This window comes from Rhizobacter sp. Root1221 (assembly GCF_001425785.1).
Lineage (GTDB): Bacteria > Pseudomonadota > Gammaproteobacteria > Burkholderiales > Burkholderiaceae_C > Rhizobacter.
The window spans coordinates 47,525-61,246 of record NZ_LMDI01000020.1; the positions used below are offsets into that span (position 1 = coordinate 47,525).

The window sequence follows — 13,722 nt, forward strand, 5'->3', positions numbered from 1 at the left end:
GAACGATCGCCAGCATGTCACGCGTGTGCTGACCGACAAGGACACCGCACGCGGTGTATTGCAGATTTCGCGCAGTGCCGTGCCGGCCTACGATGTCCACGGCCAGTTCGCCGGCTACCGCGGCACGGCGCGCGACGTGTCCGCCCACGTGGCGGGTGAACGCGATGCCCACGTGCAGGCGGAACTGCTGCGCAAGCTGTCGTCGCAGGTGCCGGGGGTGATTTCGCAGTTCCAGCTGATGCCCGACGGCACGCTGCATTTCCTGTACGCAAGCGACGCCTGCCGGGACATGTTCGGCACCGAACCGCCACGCGACAACAACGGCGGCGACAGCGCCGCGGTATGCCGCGCGCTGCATCCGGACGACGCGCCCGGCTGCCGCCGCAGCCTGCACGAAGCGGCCCGTTCGCTGACCCCGTGGATCCGCGAGTTCCGCACGTTGCGCGATGGCAAGGTGCGCTGGCTCGAGTCGCGTGCGCTGCCCGAACCCCATCCGGACGGCGGGGTGTTGTGGCACGGGTTCACGGCCGACGTGACGGCCCGCAAGGAAACCGAGCTCGCGCTGCGCACCGGCGAACAGCGCTGGAGCATGGCCGCGGAGGCCGCCGGCATCGGCATCGCGCAGTTCGACCGCCGCACCGATTGCCTGTCGCTCGATGCCATCGCCTGCGCGAACCACGGTCTCCCGGCTCCGCAGAAAGCCCTGCCGATGAGCGACTGGCTCGCCCAGCTCCACCCGGCGGACCGCATCGCGGCGCGGTTGGGGGTGGAGCAGGCCATGGACCGGCGCGGCCTGCTCGAATCGCGGTTCCGCCTGCTGCTGGCCGACGGCAGCGCGCGCACGCTGGAGATCTTCGCCCACTGCACGCTGGACGACGGCGGCATGGTCACCGGGATGCTCGGCACGTGCCGCGACGTCACCCAGCAGGCCGCCCACGAGCAGCTCCGGCGCGACAAGGAAACCGCCGAACGCGCCAGCCGCGCGAAAAGCGAGTTCCTCTCGCGGGTCAGCCACGAACTGCGCACGCCGCTCAACGGCATCCTCGGGTTCGCCCAGCTGATGACGCTCGACCGCGTGCACCCGCTGGCACCCGACCAGGCGCGCCGCCTCGACAGCGTGATGCACGCCGGCCACCATTTGCTCGACCTGATCAACGACGTGCTCGACCTGGCCCGCATCGAACAGGGCGACGTGGCGCTTCAACGCGCGCCGGTGGACCTGATGGCTGCCGTGCGCGCCTGCATCGCACTGATCCAGCCGCTGGCGGACAACGCGGGTGTGCGTGTGTTGGCACCCGCCCCCACGCCCCAATGGTCGCTGGGTGATGCGCGCGCGGTGGAGCAGGTTCTGATCAACCTGCTGTCCAACGCGATCAAGTACAACCGCCCGGCAGGCCTGGTACAGGTCACCTTGCAACGCGAGAACGGCTGGGTGCACCTGGCGGTGAGCGACGAAGGCGCGGGCCTGACCCCCGTGCAGCAAGCCCACCTGTTCGAGCCGTTCAACCGCCTCGGTGCCGAACAGCGGCGTGTGGAAGGCACCGGATTGGGCCTCGTGATCGCGAGGGCGCTGGCCCACGCGATGGGCGGCCAGCTGGGCCTGTCGAGCAGCCCCGGCCGCGGCTCCACGTTCACGCTGTCGCTGCAGGCGGCGCCGGCCCCGTCAGGGGCCGTGGAACCTGACCAGACGCAACGGGAGGCCGCGCCGCCGCCCTCGTCGCACACACGCAGCGTGCTCTACATCGAAGACGAGCCGCTCAACCAACTGTTGATGAAGGAGCTGTTCCGCTCACGGCCCCACTGGACGCTGCACGTGGCTGGCGACGGCACCGCGGGCCTCGCGCACCTGGCCCGTACCCGCCCGGACCTCGTGCTCGCCGACATGAACTTGCCCGACATGAACGGCCTGGAACTGATCCGCCGCGTGCGCCACACCGCCGCCACCGCCGACCTGCACTGCGTGGCCCTGTCCGCCGACGCGATGCAATCGCAGATCGACGCGGCGCTGGCCGCCGGCTACAACGCCTACTGGACCAAGCCGATCCACGTGCCGAAGGTGCTGGCAGGCATAGAAGCCCTGCTGCAATGAGACACGAGGCGCGAAGCGCGAGCCCAGGCGCGGCGTGTCGGAGGTGTGAAGCGGCCGAGCGAGCGGTTCGAGGTCAGCGCGAGCATCGCAGCCGTACTGGGGTACGGCGAGAAGCACAGCGCTGAGCTCGAATCGCGCAGCAGGCCGCTTCACCCTCCCGCACCACAAATAAAAAAGCCGGTGCTGTTCGCACCGGCTTTTGCAACGGGCCGAAGCCCGCAGATCACTTCAGGTGACCGTTGATCAGCTTGGTCATCTCGAACATCGAGACCTGGGCCTTCTTGAAGATTTCCTTCAGCTTGGCGTCGGCGTTGATCATCGTGCGCTTTGCCGAGTCTTGAAGGTTGTTGGCCTTGATGTACTCCCAGACCTTCTTGGTCACCTCGGTGCGGGGCACCGGGGTGGCGCCAATCACGGCAGCCAGTTGGGGGCTGGGGGTCATCGCCTTCATGAACGCGGCGTTCGGCGTGCGCTTCTTCGCCGGTGCCGCGGCCTTCTTCGCCGGAGCTGCCTTCTTGGCGGCCGGCGCGGCCTTCTTCGCGGGTGCAGCCTTCTTGGCTGCCGGTGCGGCCTTCTTGGCCGCTACCTTTTTCGCAGGAGCCGCCTTCTTGGCGGGGGGTTTCGCAGTTGCCATGTTGAATTTTCTCCATCAAATGGTTGGTTGATGTGCCCGGGTTGGGTGAGGACCGCATGAGCCCCCTGTTCTCCATGACCACGTGCGGAGCGAATACTACTGCGAGAGTGCTGCATTGAGAAGCAGTTTTCATAGGTAAAACGCGCATTCGTGCCCGGTGAGAAGCCGATTTGTCGCCCCTCTGCATCACCGGGCACGCCACGAGTGCGCGCTGCGCCGCCGATCACGAGGCCGCGGACCACTCGAATTTGTAGCCCACGCCGTACACCGAATGGATGATCTCGCGGTGCGGCGAGACGTCGGACACCTTCTTGCGCAGCTTCTTCACGTGGCTGTCGACGGTGCGGTCCGACACCACGCGCGTGTCGCGGTACATCGCATCCATCAGCTGTTCGCGCGAGAAGATGCGGCCCGGCTGCGCGGCCAGCACCTTCAGCAGTTGGTACTCCACCGCCGTGAGGCCCAGGTCGCGCCCGGCCAGCGTGGCGCGCCAGCCGGCGTCGTCCATCACCAGTTCCTGCTCCGCAGGGTGGCCGCCGCCATGGGTGCGGCGCAGCACGGCCTTCACGCGGGCCACCACCTCGCGCGGGCTGAAGGGCTTGCAGATGTAGTCGTCGGCGCCCAGTTCGAGGCCGAGCAGGCGGTCGATTTCCTCGACACGCGCCGTCACCATCACGATGGCGGCCTGGGTCTGCAGGCGCAGGGCCTTGCAGACATCGAGGCCATTCTTGCCCGGCAGCATCAGGTCGAGCAGCACGAGGTCGGCGCCATGCTGGCGCATCCACTCCTCCACCTCGTCCCCGCGCGACAGGCGAAAGACCTCGAAGCCGTGCTGCAGCAGGTAGTCGCGCAGGATGTCGGCGATCTTGTCCTCGTCCTCGACGATCAGGATGCGCTCAGCCATGGTGCCCTCCGCCTTCGACCACCGGAAACCGCAGGCGCCAGCAGAGGCCGCCGAGCGGGCTCGGCTGGGCCACCATGTCGCCCCCATGCGCCGACACGATGGCCTGCGCGATCGCGAGACCCAGCCCCGATCCGCCGCCCGCGCGGCTGCGCGAGCTTTCCACGCGGTACAGGCGTTCGGTCAGGCGCGGCAGGTCGGCATCGGGCACGCCGGGGCTCGAGTCCTGCCAGGTGACCACCGCGTGCGCGCCCTCGCGCGCCACGCGCACATCGAGCCGTGCCGGCGCGTCGGTGTAGCGCAGCGTGTTCTGGAGCAGGTTGCCGAACACCTGGGCCAGGCGGGTGTTGTCGCCCGACACGGTGGGGCGGCTGCCGGCGTCGAAGGTCACCACAAACCCCTTGTCCTGCAGCGCGCCGCGCTGGGCACCCAGGCTGTCCTCGACCGCCTCGCTCAGGTCGAGCGGCTCCCGGTGGTACGTGAGCGCGCCCACGTCCGACAGCGACAGCAGCCGCAGGTCCTCGACGAGCCGCGACAACTGGCCCACCTCCTGCGCGAGTGAACCGAGGCTCGCGAGGCCGAGCGGCCGCACGCCGTCCTGCAGGGCCTCGATCTCGGCGCGCAGCACGGCAAGTGGCGTGCGCAGTTCGTGCGCGATGTCGGCAATCCACTGCTGGCGGGCGCGCTGCGCGGCCTCCAGCGTGTGGGCTAGCTGGTTGAAATCCTGCGCGAGCTGGGCCAGTTCGTCGTATCCGGTCGCCGGAATGCGCACCTCGTAGTGCCCCTGGATCAGCGCATGAGCCCCCTGCGCCACCCGCCGGATGCGCCGGGTGAGCCACCACGCCAGCACCGCGCTGACGGCCAGCCCGGCGATCAGCATGCCCACGGCGATGGCGGCAAACTTGCGGCTCTGCTGGGCCGAGAAGAGCTTCTCGAGCGACGCCACGGTCTTGACCCGCGGCACGTAGCCGAGGTATCCCACCACGCGGCCGCCGCTCGTGATGGGCTTCTGGACGGCATCGGAAACCATCTCCTGCCGGCCCACGAGCATCTTCCCGTCGGCGTCGAACAGCATCAGCCGCGGATCGATCGTGAGCAACGGGTCGGGCGGCGGCGGCCCGCCATACGTGGGCGGCGACGAAGGCCCGGGTTCGGCGGGCTGTGGCGCGCCGGATGCAGCGTCATCGGGGCGCCGCGAGCCGCGGGTGCCGAGCACCTCGCGCAGCAGGTCGAACCAGCGCTTGCGGTCTTCCGTCACCCATCGCCACTGGCCTTCACGCTGGTACCCGTCCGCGAGGCGCACGATCAGCGGTTGCAACCGGGCCTCGTCGGCACGGTTCAGGTATTCGACGAACCCCTGGTCGAAGCTCCAGCTGAACACGAGGAACGCGGCCAGCGCGAGCAGCGAATTGGCGCCGGCGACCGCGAGAAACAACTTGATGCGCAAGCTGTCGAAGCGGGCCGGCCATCGCCAGCGCGAGGCCGCGGCGGTCGGATGAAGCACGGTGGACATGGCACCAGCCTAAGTGGCAATCGGGCAAGGACTGTGGAGATTCACCCCGCCGCCGAAGGTGGTTACATTTCTTTACGGCATCTCCTTTTTCCTTCCTCAGTGGGTTTGCATTCGGTGGCCACACTGGCAACCACTGGGTCTCTCATTGGTTTCCTCTTTCATGAATGCTTCTTCTGTTCCGCGCAAGTCCTGGATTCGGCGGGTGTTGAATCCCTATACCTCGGCAGTGCTGGTGCTCGCGCTGGCCGGGGCGGGGTATTGGGGGTGGGAGAAGTTTGGCGCTGGCCGCAACCCCCGTGACCTGTACCAGATCGCCACCGTCCAGAAGGGCGACCTGGAAGACCTGGTCACCGCCACCGGCACCGTGCAGCCGCGCGACTACGTGGACGTCGGCGCCCAGGTGTCGGGCCAGCTGAAGAAGCTGCACGTGGAGGTGGGTTCGGTGGTGGAAGCGGGCGACCTGCTCGCCGAGATCGACCCCACGGTGCTCAAGGCCACGGTGGACGCCCGCCGCGCCGGCTTGCGCAACCAGCAGGCCTCGCTGCTCGAACGGCAGTCCGCCCTCGAACTCGCCACGCTGCAGGCCCAGCGCCAGCGCAACCTCATGGCCGCCGACGCCACCACCAAGGAAACGCTGCAGCAGGCCGAGGCCGCACTGCGCGCCGCCAAGGCCCAGATCGCCCAGCTGCAGGCCCAGATCGAGCAGACGGAATCGACCCTCCGGGCCGACGACGCCAACCTGAACTACGCGAAGATCTACGCCCCGTTGTCCGGCACGGTGGTGTCGGTGACTGCACGCCAAGGCCAGACGCTGAACGCGAACCAGTCGGCCCCCACGATCCTGCGCGTGGCCGACCTGAACACGATGACCGTGCAGACGCAGGTGTCCGAGGCCGAGGTCTCCAAGCTGCGCAAGGGCATGGAGGTGTACTTCACCACGCTTGGCGGCCAGGGCCGGCGCTGGTACGGCGCGCTCCGCAAGGTGGAACCCACCCCGACGGTGACGAACAACGTGGTGCTCTACAACGCGCTGTTCGACGTGACGAACACCAACAACGCGCTGATGCCCAACATGACCACGCAGGTGTTTTTCATCGCCGCGTCGGCACACGACGTGCTGCTGGTGCCCACCTCGGCCGTGACGATGCAGCGCGGCCAGGGTGGTGCCGGAGGACGTGGAGGCCGGCGCGAACGCGCGGCCAGCGACGTAGAACCGGCGGCGTCCGCCGCATCGGCTGCGGCTTCCGCACCGGCTGGAGCGGCATCGGGTTCCCGCAGGCGTGACCGCACCGCGCCGGCACCGTCCGCCCAGGTGGGCGTGGTGGCCGCGGCCACTGCGCCGGCACCGCGCGGTGACACCCCGGACCGCTTCGCCGGCATGAGCCAGGAGGAGCGCCGCGCCGCCTTCGAAGCCATGTCGCCCGAGGAACGCCAGGCCATGCGCGAACGCCGGCGCGCGATGCGAGAGGCGGCCGGCGACACCCCGCCGTCCCGCCCGCCGGAAGCGGCCGCCTCGGCGCCACGCCGCGGCGCCACCAAGGCCTCTGCTCCGGATGCCCCCCCTGCCGCCGCGTCGGGCCCCGTCAACCGCGGCACCACCGGCGGGTTCGTGGGCAACGCCGGCCAGCGCGCGCCGCGCCGCGGCACGGTCAAGGTGATCGATGCCAGCGGCCACATCGAGGAACGCCAGGTCGAACTGGGGGTCACGACACGTGTGCAGGCGCAGGTGCTGTCGGGCCTGAAGGAAGGCGACGAGGTCATCACCGGCCTGAAGCCGCCGCCGGCCGCGAAGAACCAGGCCGCGCAGCAGGGCCCGGGCGGCCCGGGCGGCATGCCCCCGGGCGCCGGCGGCACGGGCAACAGGGGCCGTTGATGGAACGCGTTTCCGACACGGCACCCCTGGCCCGGCGCGAGCGCCCGGCCAGCGAGGTGCCGCTGATCCAGCTGAAGGGGGTCACGAAGACCTACCGCAACGGCGAGCTCGCGGTCACCGTGTTGCACGGTGTCGACCTCGAGATCTACGAGGGCGAGTTCGTCGCGATCATGGGCGCGTCGGGCTCGGGCAAGTCGACGCTGATGAACATCCTCGGCTGTCTCGACAAACCGAGCAGCGGCAGCTACCACTTCATGGGCCGCGACGTGTCGCAGCTCGGCCGCGACGAACTGGCCCGGTTGCGCCGCGACGACTTTGGCTTCGTCTTCCAGAGCTACAACCTGATCGCCAGCGCCAGCGCGGCCGAGAACGTCGAGGTGCCGGCCATCTACTCGGGCCTCGACACGGTCGAACGCCACGAACGCGCGAAAGCGCTGCTCACCGAACTCGGCTTGCAGGACAAGCTCGTGAACCGCCCGAACCAGCTGTCGGGCGGCCAGCAGCAGCGCGTGTCGATCTCGCGCGCGTTGATGAACGGCGGGCGCATCATCCTCGCCGACGAACCCACCGGCGCCCTCGACAGCAAGAGCGGCGCCGACGTGATGCGCCTGCTGGCCGACCTGTCCGCCCGCGGGCACACGGTCATCCTGATCACGCACGCGCGCGAGGTGGCCGACCACGCCCACCGCCTGATCGAGATCCGCGACGGCAACATCCTGTCCGACCAGGGCCCCGCCCCGGTCCATCCCACGCAGCAGCCGTTCGTGCGGCCCGTGGTGCCGCGCGAAGGCACCCACATCGGTGACATCGTCGAGGCCGCGCGCATGGCGTTCCGCTCGCTGCGGGCCAACATGTTCCGCGCCGCGTTGACGCTGCTCGGCATCGTGATCGGCGTGGGCTCGGTGATCGCCATGCTGGCCATCGGCGACGGCGCCAAGCAGCAGGTGATCGACCGCATCAGCGCGATGGGCTCGAACCTGCTGCTCGTGCGCCCCGGCGCGCCGAACCAGCGCGGCTTCAGCAGCACCGCCACGCTGGTGCTGGCCGACGTGTACGCGGTGGACGAGGTGCCCAACGTGCTCGCGGCCGTGCCGGAGCAGAGCAGCACCGCCACGTTGCGGGTGGGTACGTCCGACGTCAGCACCAGCGTCAACGGCACGTCGTTCAAGTTCCCCATCGCGCGCCAGTGGCCGGTGGCCAAGGGCAGCTTCTTCAGCGAAGACGACGAGACGAGCTACGCCACGGTGGCGGTGCTCGGCGAGACGGTGGCGAAGGCCCTGTTCCCCGACACGGAACCGGTGGGCCAGTTCGTGATGATCAACAACCTGCTGTTCCAGGTGGTGGGGGTGATGAGCGCCCGCGGGGCCTCCCCGATGGGCAGCGACCAGGACGACGTGGTGTTCGTGCCGTACGCGACGAGCAGCCTGCGGCTGTCGGGCCAGCGCTACTTGCGCAACGTCACGGTGGCGGTGGACGACGTGTCGCGCATCGATGACACCCAGACCGAGGTGGAAGCGCTGCTGGCCGAACGCCACGGGATGGTGGACTTCCAGATCCGCAACATGGCCTCGATCATCGAGGCCACCGCGGAGACACAGAACACGCTGACCATCCTGCTGGGCTCCATCGCGGCCATCTCGCTGCTGGTGGGGGGCATCGGCGTGATGAACATCATGCTGGTGTCGGTCACCGAACGCACCCGCGAGATCGGCATCCGCATGGCCACCGGCGCGCGGGAGGCCAACATCATGCAGCAGTTCCTGATCGAGGCCGTCGTGGTCTCGGCCCTCGGCGGCGCCATCGGCGTGGCCGGCGGGCTGGCCACCGCGGCCATCATCGGCGCCTTCGGCACCCCCATCCAGTACTCAGTCGCGCCGGTCGTCCTCGCCTTCGGCTGTGCGTTCGCCACCGGCCTCGTGTTCGGTTACCTGCCCGCCAAGAAGGCGGCGAAGCTCGACCCCGTGGTCGCGCTGTCGGCGGAATGATCCCTTGCCCATGACACCCCACTTCCCTACCCTCTGGCGCATGCGCGTCGTCGCACTCGCGGCCGCCGCGCTGCTGGCCGCCTGCGCCACGCCCATCGAAACCACCCGGCCGGACCTGGACCTGCCCACCACCTGGACCGAAGCCTCGTTTGCCGGCGCTTCCACCCGCGCGCTCGAACGCGACTGGTGGCGTGCGTTCAACTCCGGCGAACTGGTGCGCCTCATCGGCGAGGCGCAAGGCACGAGCCCCGACCTGCGCATCGCCGCGGAGCGGGTCACGCAGGCCGAACTGGCTGTGCGCCTGGCTGGCTCGTCGCTGTTCCCTCAACTGAGCGTGGGGGCCGACACCCGCGCCGGCTACGCGCGCGCGAGGGGCGAGGCCGGTGTGGGCACGCAGCGCACCAGCGCATCCATCGGAATCAACTACGAGATCGACCTGTGGGGCCGTGTGGCGGCCGTCAACAGCAGCTCGAAGGCCGTGCTGCGCGGCACCCGCTACGACTTCGAGACGGCACGGCTCACGCTGACCACCGGCGTCGCCAATGCGTACTTCCAGGTCGTGGCCACGCGCATCCGCCTCGACGTGGCGCGGCGCAACCTCGCCATCGCCGAGAAGCTCTATTCGATCGTCGAGGCACGCTACCGCAACGGCGCGGCATCCGCGCTCGACCAGAGCCGCCAGCTGAGCACGGTGCTCACGCAACGCGCCGCCATCCTGCCGCTCGAGGTGCAGGAACGGCAGGCGCTCAGCGCCCTCGCCATCCTGCTGGGCCGCGCGCCGCAGGGGTTCACCGTGGCCGCCACCGACTTCACCGGCACGGCCGTGCCCGAGGTGACCGCAGGCCTGCCATCGGACCTGCTGACACGCCGGCCCGACATCGCGTCGAGCGAAGCGTCACTGGCCGCCGCCGATGCCGACGTGGCCGCCGCCCGCGCGGCGCTGCTGCCCACCGTGTCGTTGTCGGGCGCCGCGGGGCTGGCGAGCGACTCGTTGCTCAGGCTCGCGAACCCGGCCTACAGCGTCGAGATCGCCGCCTCCATCCTGCGCACGCTGTTCGACGCGGACGACAAGCGCAATCAGGTGCAGGTGAGCGAGTCGTCGCGCCGCGCACTCGTCGAAACCTACCGCCGCGACGTGTACGCCGCGCTGAAGGAGGTGGACGACGCGCTCGGCAACGTGGGCCGCTACCGCGAAGAGGAGCGAACCCAGTTGGTCATCCGCGACGAGGCCCAGCGCGCGCTGAACCTGTCCGAGGTGCAGCTGCGCGAAGGGGCGGAAACGCTCAGCACGCTGCTCGACGCGCAACGCACGCTCTTCACGGCGGACGACACGCTCGCGCAGATCCGCCTGTCGCGCCTGACGGCCGCGCTCGACCTGTTCAAGGCCCTCGGCGGCGGCTGGACGCTGCCGGCCGGCGACCCCACGGCCGCGCCCCGCGCCCCAGGCTGAGCCTCGTCCTCCCGGCGTGACGCGGTCGTATGGATCGCGCCACGCCATGTCAGGAATGCGACACATTTCTTGACGAACGACAATGAGAATGATTATCATCCGCCGTTACCAGCGCGTGGAGAGCTCCGCGCCGGGCAGAGAAAAATCATCAACGTCGTTGGAGAACGAGCCATGGCTCACATCAAAAGCCGCAAGCACACTGTTGCGCGCGCACTGCCCTCGCGGCTGTCCCAGACCACCGCCGCGCTGGCCCTGATGGCCATGCCGGCTGCCGTATTCGCCCAACAAGCCGGCCCCGCCGCCACGGACACGCTGCCGGCCGTGAAGGTGAAGGCCGCCGTCGAAAACGACTACAAGGCCGAGAAGTCGTCGTCGCCCAAGTTCACGCAACCGCTGGTCGACACGCCGCAGACCATCACGGTCATCAAGAAGGAAATCCTGCTGCAGCAAGGCGCCACCACGCTGAGCGAGGCGCTGCGCAACACCCCGGGCATCACGTTCCAGATGGGTGAAAACGGCAACACGCAGACGGGTGACTCCATCTTCATGCGCGGGTTCGACACGCAGCAGAGCATCTTTGTCGATGGCATCCGTGACGTGGGTTCCGTCAGCCGCGACACGTTCAACCTCGAACAGATCGAAGTGGTCAAGGGCCCGGCCGGCGCCGACATCGGCCGTGGCTCGCCTACCGGCTACATCAACCTGTCCACGAAGGTGCCCACGCTGGTGGACGCCGCCTCAGGCTCGGTCACGATCGGCAGCGGCAGCAAGAAGCGCGTCACGGGCGACTTCAACACCTCCGTGCCTGCGCTCGGCGACGGCACCGCCGTGCGCCTGAACGTGATGAAGGAAGACAGCGGCAAGGTCGAGCGCGACTACGTCAAGAACGAGAGCTGGGCGTTCGCCCCGTCGCTGGCGCTGGGTCTCAACACCCCCACCCGCACGTACCTGTACTACCTCCACGTCGAGCAGGACAACATTCCCGACGGCGGCATGACGGTGTTCGGCATGCCGGGCTACCGCCTGTCGAACGACCAGCAAACCGCACTCACCGCCGCTGGCGTGGGTTCGGTGGCCGCGCCGTCGCGCAGCAACTTCTATGGTTTGGCCAGCGACTACGACCGTGTCAAGGTCGACATGTTCACGGCCCGCATCGAACACGACCTGAAGCCCGGTGTGACCGTGCGCAACATCTCGCGCTTTGGCCGCACCGAGCAGAAATACGTGCTGACCGGCGTCAACGCGGTCAACGTGGGCAACTCCACGAGCAGCACCAACGCCACCACAGGCGTGGTAACGGTCACGCCCGCACCGGCGGGGGTTTCGGCCTCGGACCCGTCCACCTGGATCGTCGCGCGCAGCCGCCAGGGCAAGAACCAGGAAAACCAGATCCTGACGAACCAGACGAGCTTGAATGCCGACATCACGGCCTGGGGCCTGAAGCACTCGATCGTCTCCGGCATCGAGTTCATGCAGGAGAAGCAGAGCGCCCTCGGCTTCTCGACCTCCGGCACCAACACGCCGGCCAACCTGTACAACCCGGACCGCAACGCCTCATTCGCCACGGTGAACCCTTCGGGCGCGCGTACCACCGGCCAAACGACCACCGCCGCCGTGTACGCGTTCGACACGCTGAAGATCAACGAGGCGTTCCAGGTCAACGGCGGCCTGCGCTTCGAGAAGTACAAGACCACGTACGACAACGTCGCGGCGGCACAGACCGTCGAGAGCCTGGGCAAGGTGGGTGACCTCGTCACGTGGAAGCTGGGTGCACTCTGGAAACCGGCCACCAACGGCAGTGTCTACATCGCCTACGGCACGTCGCAGAAGCCGCCCGGCAGCGACAGCGGCACGCTCAGCTCGTCCACGACAAGCGCGAACAACCCGAACGTCGATCCGTCCGAAGCGTCGAACATCGAGATTGGCACGAAGTGGGACCTGCTGGACAACCGCCTGGCGGTGACCGCTGCGCTGTACCGTGCCACCAACAAGAACGACGTGGTAGCCCAGGACACCGTGACGAACGAAGTCATTGCACTCGGCGAAAAGCGCGTGGACGGCATCGAGCTGTCTGCCGCCGGAATGATCACGAACGAATGGCAACTCAGCACCGGCCTGGCGCTGATGGAAACCGAGATCACCTCCACCAACAACGCACTCCAGCAAGGGGGTGAACTGCCGTGGTCGCCGAAGCTCGCCTTCACGTCGTGGACCACCTACAAGCTGCCATACGGCGTGCTCGTGGGCGGTGGCGCCCGCTACCAGAAATCGGCGCTGCGCAGCAGCAACAACACGGTGTTCACGTCGGCCGGCCTGAGCCGCATGCCGTCGTACTGGGTCTTCGACGCGATGGCGTCCTACGACGTCACGAAAAACGTGTCGGTGCAGCTGAACGTCTACAACCTGGCTGACAAATTCTATTTCCAGAGCATGAACAGCGGCGGCTCGCGTGCCACCATCGGCGCCCCGCGCTCGGCCACGCTGACCGCCAACGTCAAGTTCTGACGCAGGTCACGGCCGGTTCACCGGCCGGTGCGACACTCAGGGCCTCTTCTTCGGAAGAGGCCCTTTTTGCTGGAGTTTCACGATCATGATGTTGCACGTGCCCGAGGTGCTCACGGCCGACGAAGTGGCCGACATCCGCCGCCGCCTCGACGCCACGCAGTGGGTCGACGGGCGCGAAACCGTGGGGCCGCAAGGGGCCCAGGTCAAGCGCAACCGGCAGTTGCCGGAGCTGTCGCCGGTGACCCAGGAACTGGGCGCGATCGTGTTGCAGGCGCTGGCAAAACAGCCGCTCTATTTCTCGGCCGCGCTGCCGCTGCGCACGGTGCCCCCGCTCTTCAACCGCTACGAGGGCGGCGAACACTACGGCGACCACATCGACGGCTCCGTGCGATCGGTGCCCGGCACCACGCTGCGGCTGCGCACCGATGTGTCATGCACGCTGTTCCTGACCGACCCGGATGACTACGACGGCGGTGAACTCGTCATCAGTGACAGCTACGGCACGCACGAGGTCAAGCTGCCCGCAGGCGACCTGATCCTCTATCCGGCCACCAGCGTGCACCGGGTCGAACCCGTCACGCGCGGCGCGCGGGTGTGTTCGTTCTTCTGGGTGCAAAGCATGGTGCGCGACGACTGGCAGCGCAGCATGCTGTACGAACTCGATCGCAACATCCAGTCGCTGCGGGCGCGCATCGGGGATGGCGAGGAGCTCGTCGGCCTCACGGGGCACTATCACAACCTGTTGAGACAGTGGTCGGACGTGTAGCCCCGG

At 68.4% G+C, this 13,722-nt stretch carries 9 protein-coding genes; 6 read left to right on the top strand and 3 right to left on the bottom strand.

Annotation, left to right across the window (positions count from 1 at the left end; genetic code table 11):
* Positions 1–289 precede the first annotated feature (289 nt).
* Positions 290–2,089, top strand: a complete 1,800-nt coding sequence (locus tag ASC87_RS33805; protein ID WP_369820769.1) for an ATP-binding protein — start codon at positions 290–292, stop codon at positions 2,087–2,089.
* Positions 2,090–2,312: 223 nt separating this feature from the next.
* Here ASC87_RS33805 and ASC87_RS15670 read toward each other — a convergent pair whose 3' ends face one another.
* The 3 genes from ASC87_RS15670 to ASC87_RS15680 form a co-directional block, all read right to left on the bottom strand.
* The gene (locus ASC87_RS15670) at positions 2,313–2,723 is read right to left on the bottom strand and encodes an SWIB/MDM2 domain-containing protein (RefSeq protein WP_056663726.1); all 411 of its coding nucleotides are present in this window, start codon (positions 2,721–2,723) and stop codon (positions 2,313–2,315) included.
* A 223-nt stretch (positions 2,724–2,946) separates the two neighbouring features.
* Positions 2,947–3,627 carry a response regulator gene (locus ASC87_RS15675; RefSeq protein WP_056663729.1) on the bottom strand — a complete coding sequence of 227 codons (681 nt, stop codon included), beginning with the start codon at positions 3,625–3,627 and terminating at the stop codon, positions 2,947–2,949.
* Positions 3,620–5,137 (bottom strand): ATP-binding protein, encoded by a 1,518-nt coding sequence (locus tag ASC87_RS15680; protein ID WP_056663734.1) that lies wholly within the window; start codon positions 5,135–5,137, stop codon positions 3,620–3,622. The genes ASC87_RS15675 and ASC87_RS15680 overlap by 8 nt, the downstream gene beginning before the upstream one ends.
* A 160-nt stretch (positions 5,138–5,297) precedes the next feature.
* On the opposite strand from ASC87_RS15680, the gene ASC87_RS15685 reads away from it, so the two are divergent.
* From ASC87_RS15685 to ASC87_RS15705, 5 genes are all read left to right on the top strand, one after another.
* On the top strand, positions 5,298–7,010 hold the full coding sequence (locus ASC87_RS15685) for an efflux RND transporter periplasmic adaptor subunit (RefSeq protein ID WP_056663737.1): 1,713 nt from the start codon (positions 5,298–5,300) through the stop codon (positions 7,008–7,010).
* Complete coding sequence (locus ASC87_RS15690) at positions 7,010–8,995, top strand: MacB family efflux pump subunit (RefSeq protein WP_056663739.1); 1,986 nt, start codon at positions 7,010–7,012, stop codon at positions 8,993–8,995. The genes ASC87_RS15685 and ASC87_RS15690 overlap by 1 nt, the downstream gene beginning before the upstream one ends.
* 10 nt (positions 8,996–9,005) lie before the next feature.
* Positions 9,006–10,445, top strand: a complete 1,440-nt coding sequence (locus ASC87_RS15695; RefSeq protein ID WP_056663741.1) for an efflux transporter outer membrane subunit — start codon at positions 9,006–9,008, stop codon at positions 10,443–10,445.
* Positions 10,446–10,616: 171 nt separating this feature from the next.
* Entirely contained in the window at positions 10,617–12,950 is a 2,334-nt protein-coding gene (locus tag ASC87_RS15700; RefSeq protein ID WP_056663744.1) for a catecholate siderophore receptor Fiu, read from the top strand.
* 85 nt (positions 12,951–13,035) lie between these two features.
* Entirely contained in the window at positions 13,036–13,716 is a 681-nt protein-coding gene (locus ASC87_RS15705; protein WP_056663746.1) for a Fe2+-dependent dioxygenase, read from the top strand.
* Positions 13,717–13,722 lie beyond the last annotated feature (6 nt).

Bases quoted from the DNA above. Each gene is read 5' to 3' on its own strand.
- ASC87_RS33805 (WP_369820769.1), top strand. From the start codon at position 290: ATGTTCGGCACCGAACCGCCACGCGACAACAACGGCGGCGACAGCGCC.
- ASC87_RS15670 (WP_056663726.1), bottom strand. From the start codon at position 2,723: ATGGCAACTGCGAAACCCCCCGCCAAGAAGGCGGCTCCTGCGAAAAAG.
- ASC87_RS15675 (WP_056663729.1), bottom strand. From the start codon at position 3,627: ATGGCTGAGCGCATCCTGATCGTCGAGGACGAGGACAAGATCGCCGAC.
- ASC87_RS15680 (WP_056663734.1), bottom strand. From the start codon at position 5,137: ATGTCCACCGTGCTTCATCCGACCGCCGCGGCCTCGCGCTGGCGATGG.
- ASC87_RS15685 (WP_056663737.1), top strand. From the start codon at position 5,298: ATGAATGCTTCTTCTGTTCCGCGCAAGTCCTGGATTCGGCGGGTGTTG.
- ASC87_RS15690 (WP_056663739.1), top strand. From the start codon at position 7,010: ATGGAACGCGTTTCCGACACGGCACCCCTGGCCCGGCGCGAGCGCCCG.
- ASC87_RS15695 (WP_056663741.1), top strand. From the start codon at position 9,006: ATGACACCCCACTTCCCTACCCTCTGGCGCATGCGCGTCGTCGCACTC.
- ASC87_RS15700 (WP_056663744.1), top strand. From the start codon at position 10,617: ATGGCTCACATCAAAAGCCGCAAGCACACTGTTGCGCGCGCACTGCCC.
- ASC87_RS15705 (WP_056663746.1), top strand. From the start codon at position 13,036: ATGATGTTGCACGTGCCCGAGGTGCTCACGGCCGACGAAGTGGCCGAC.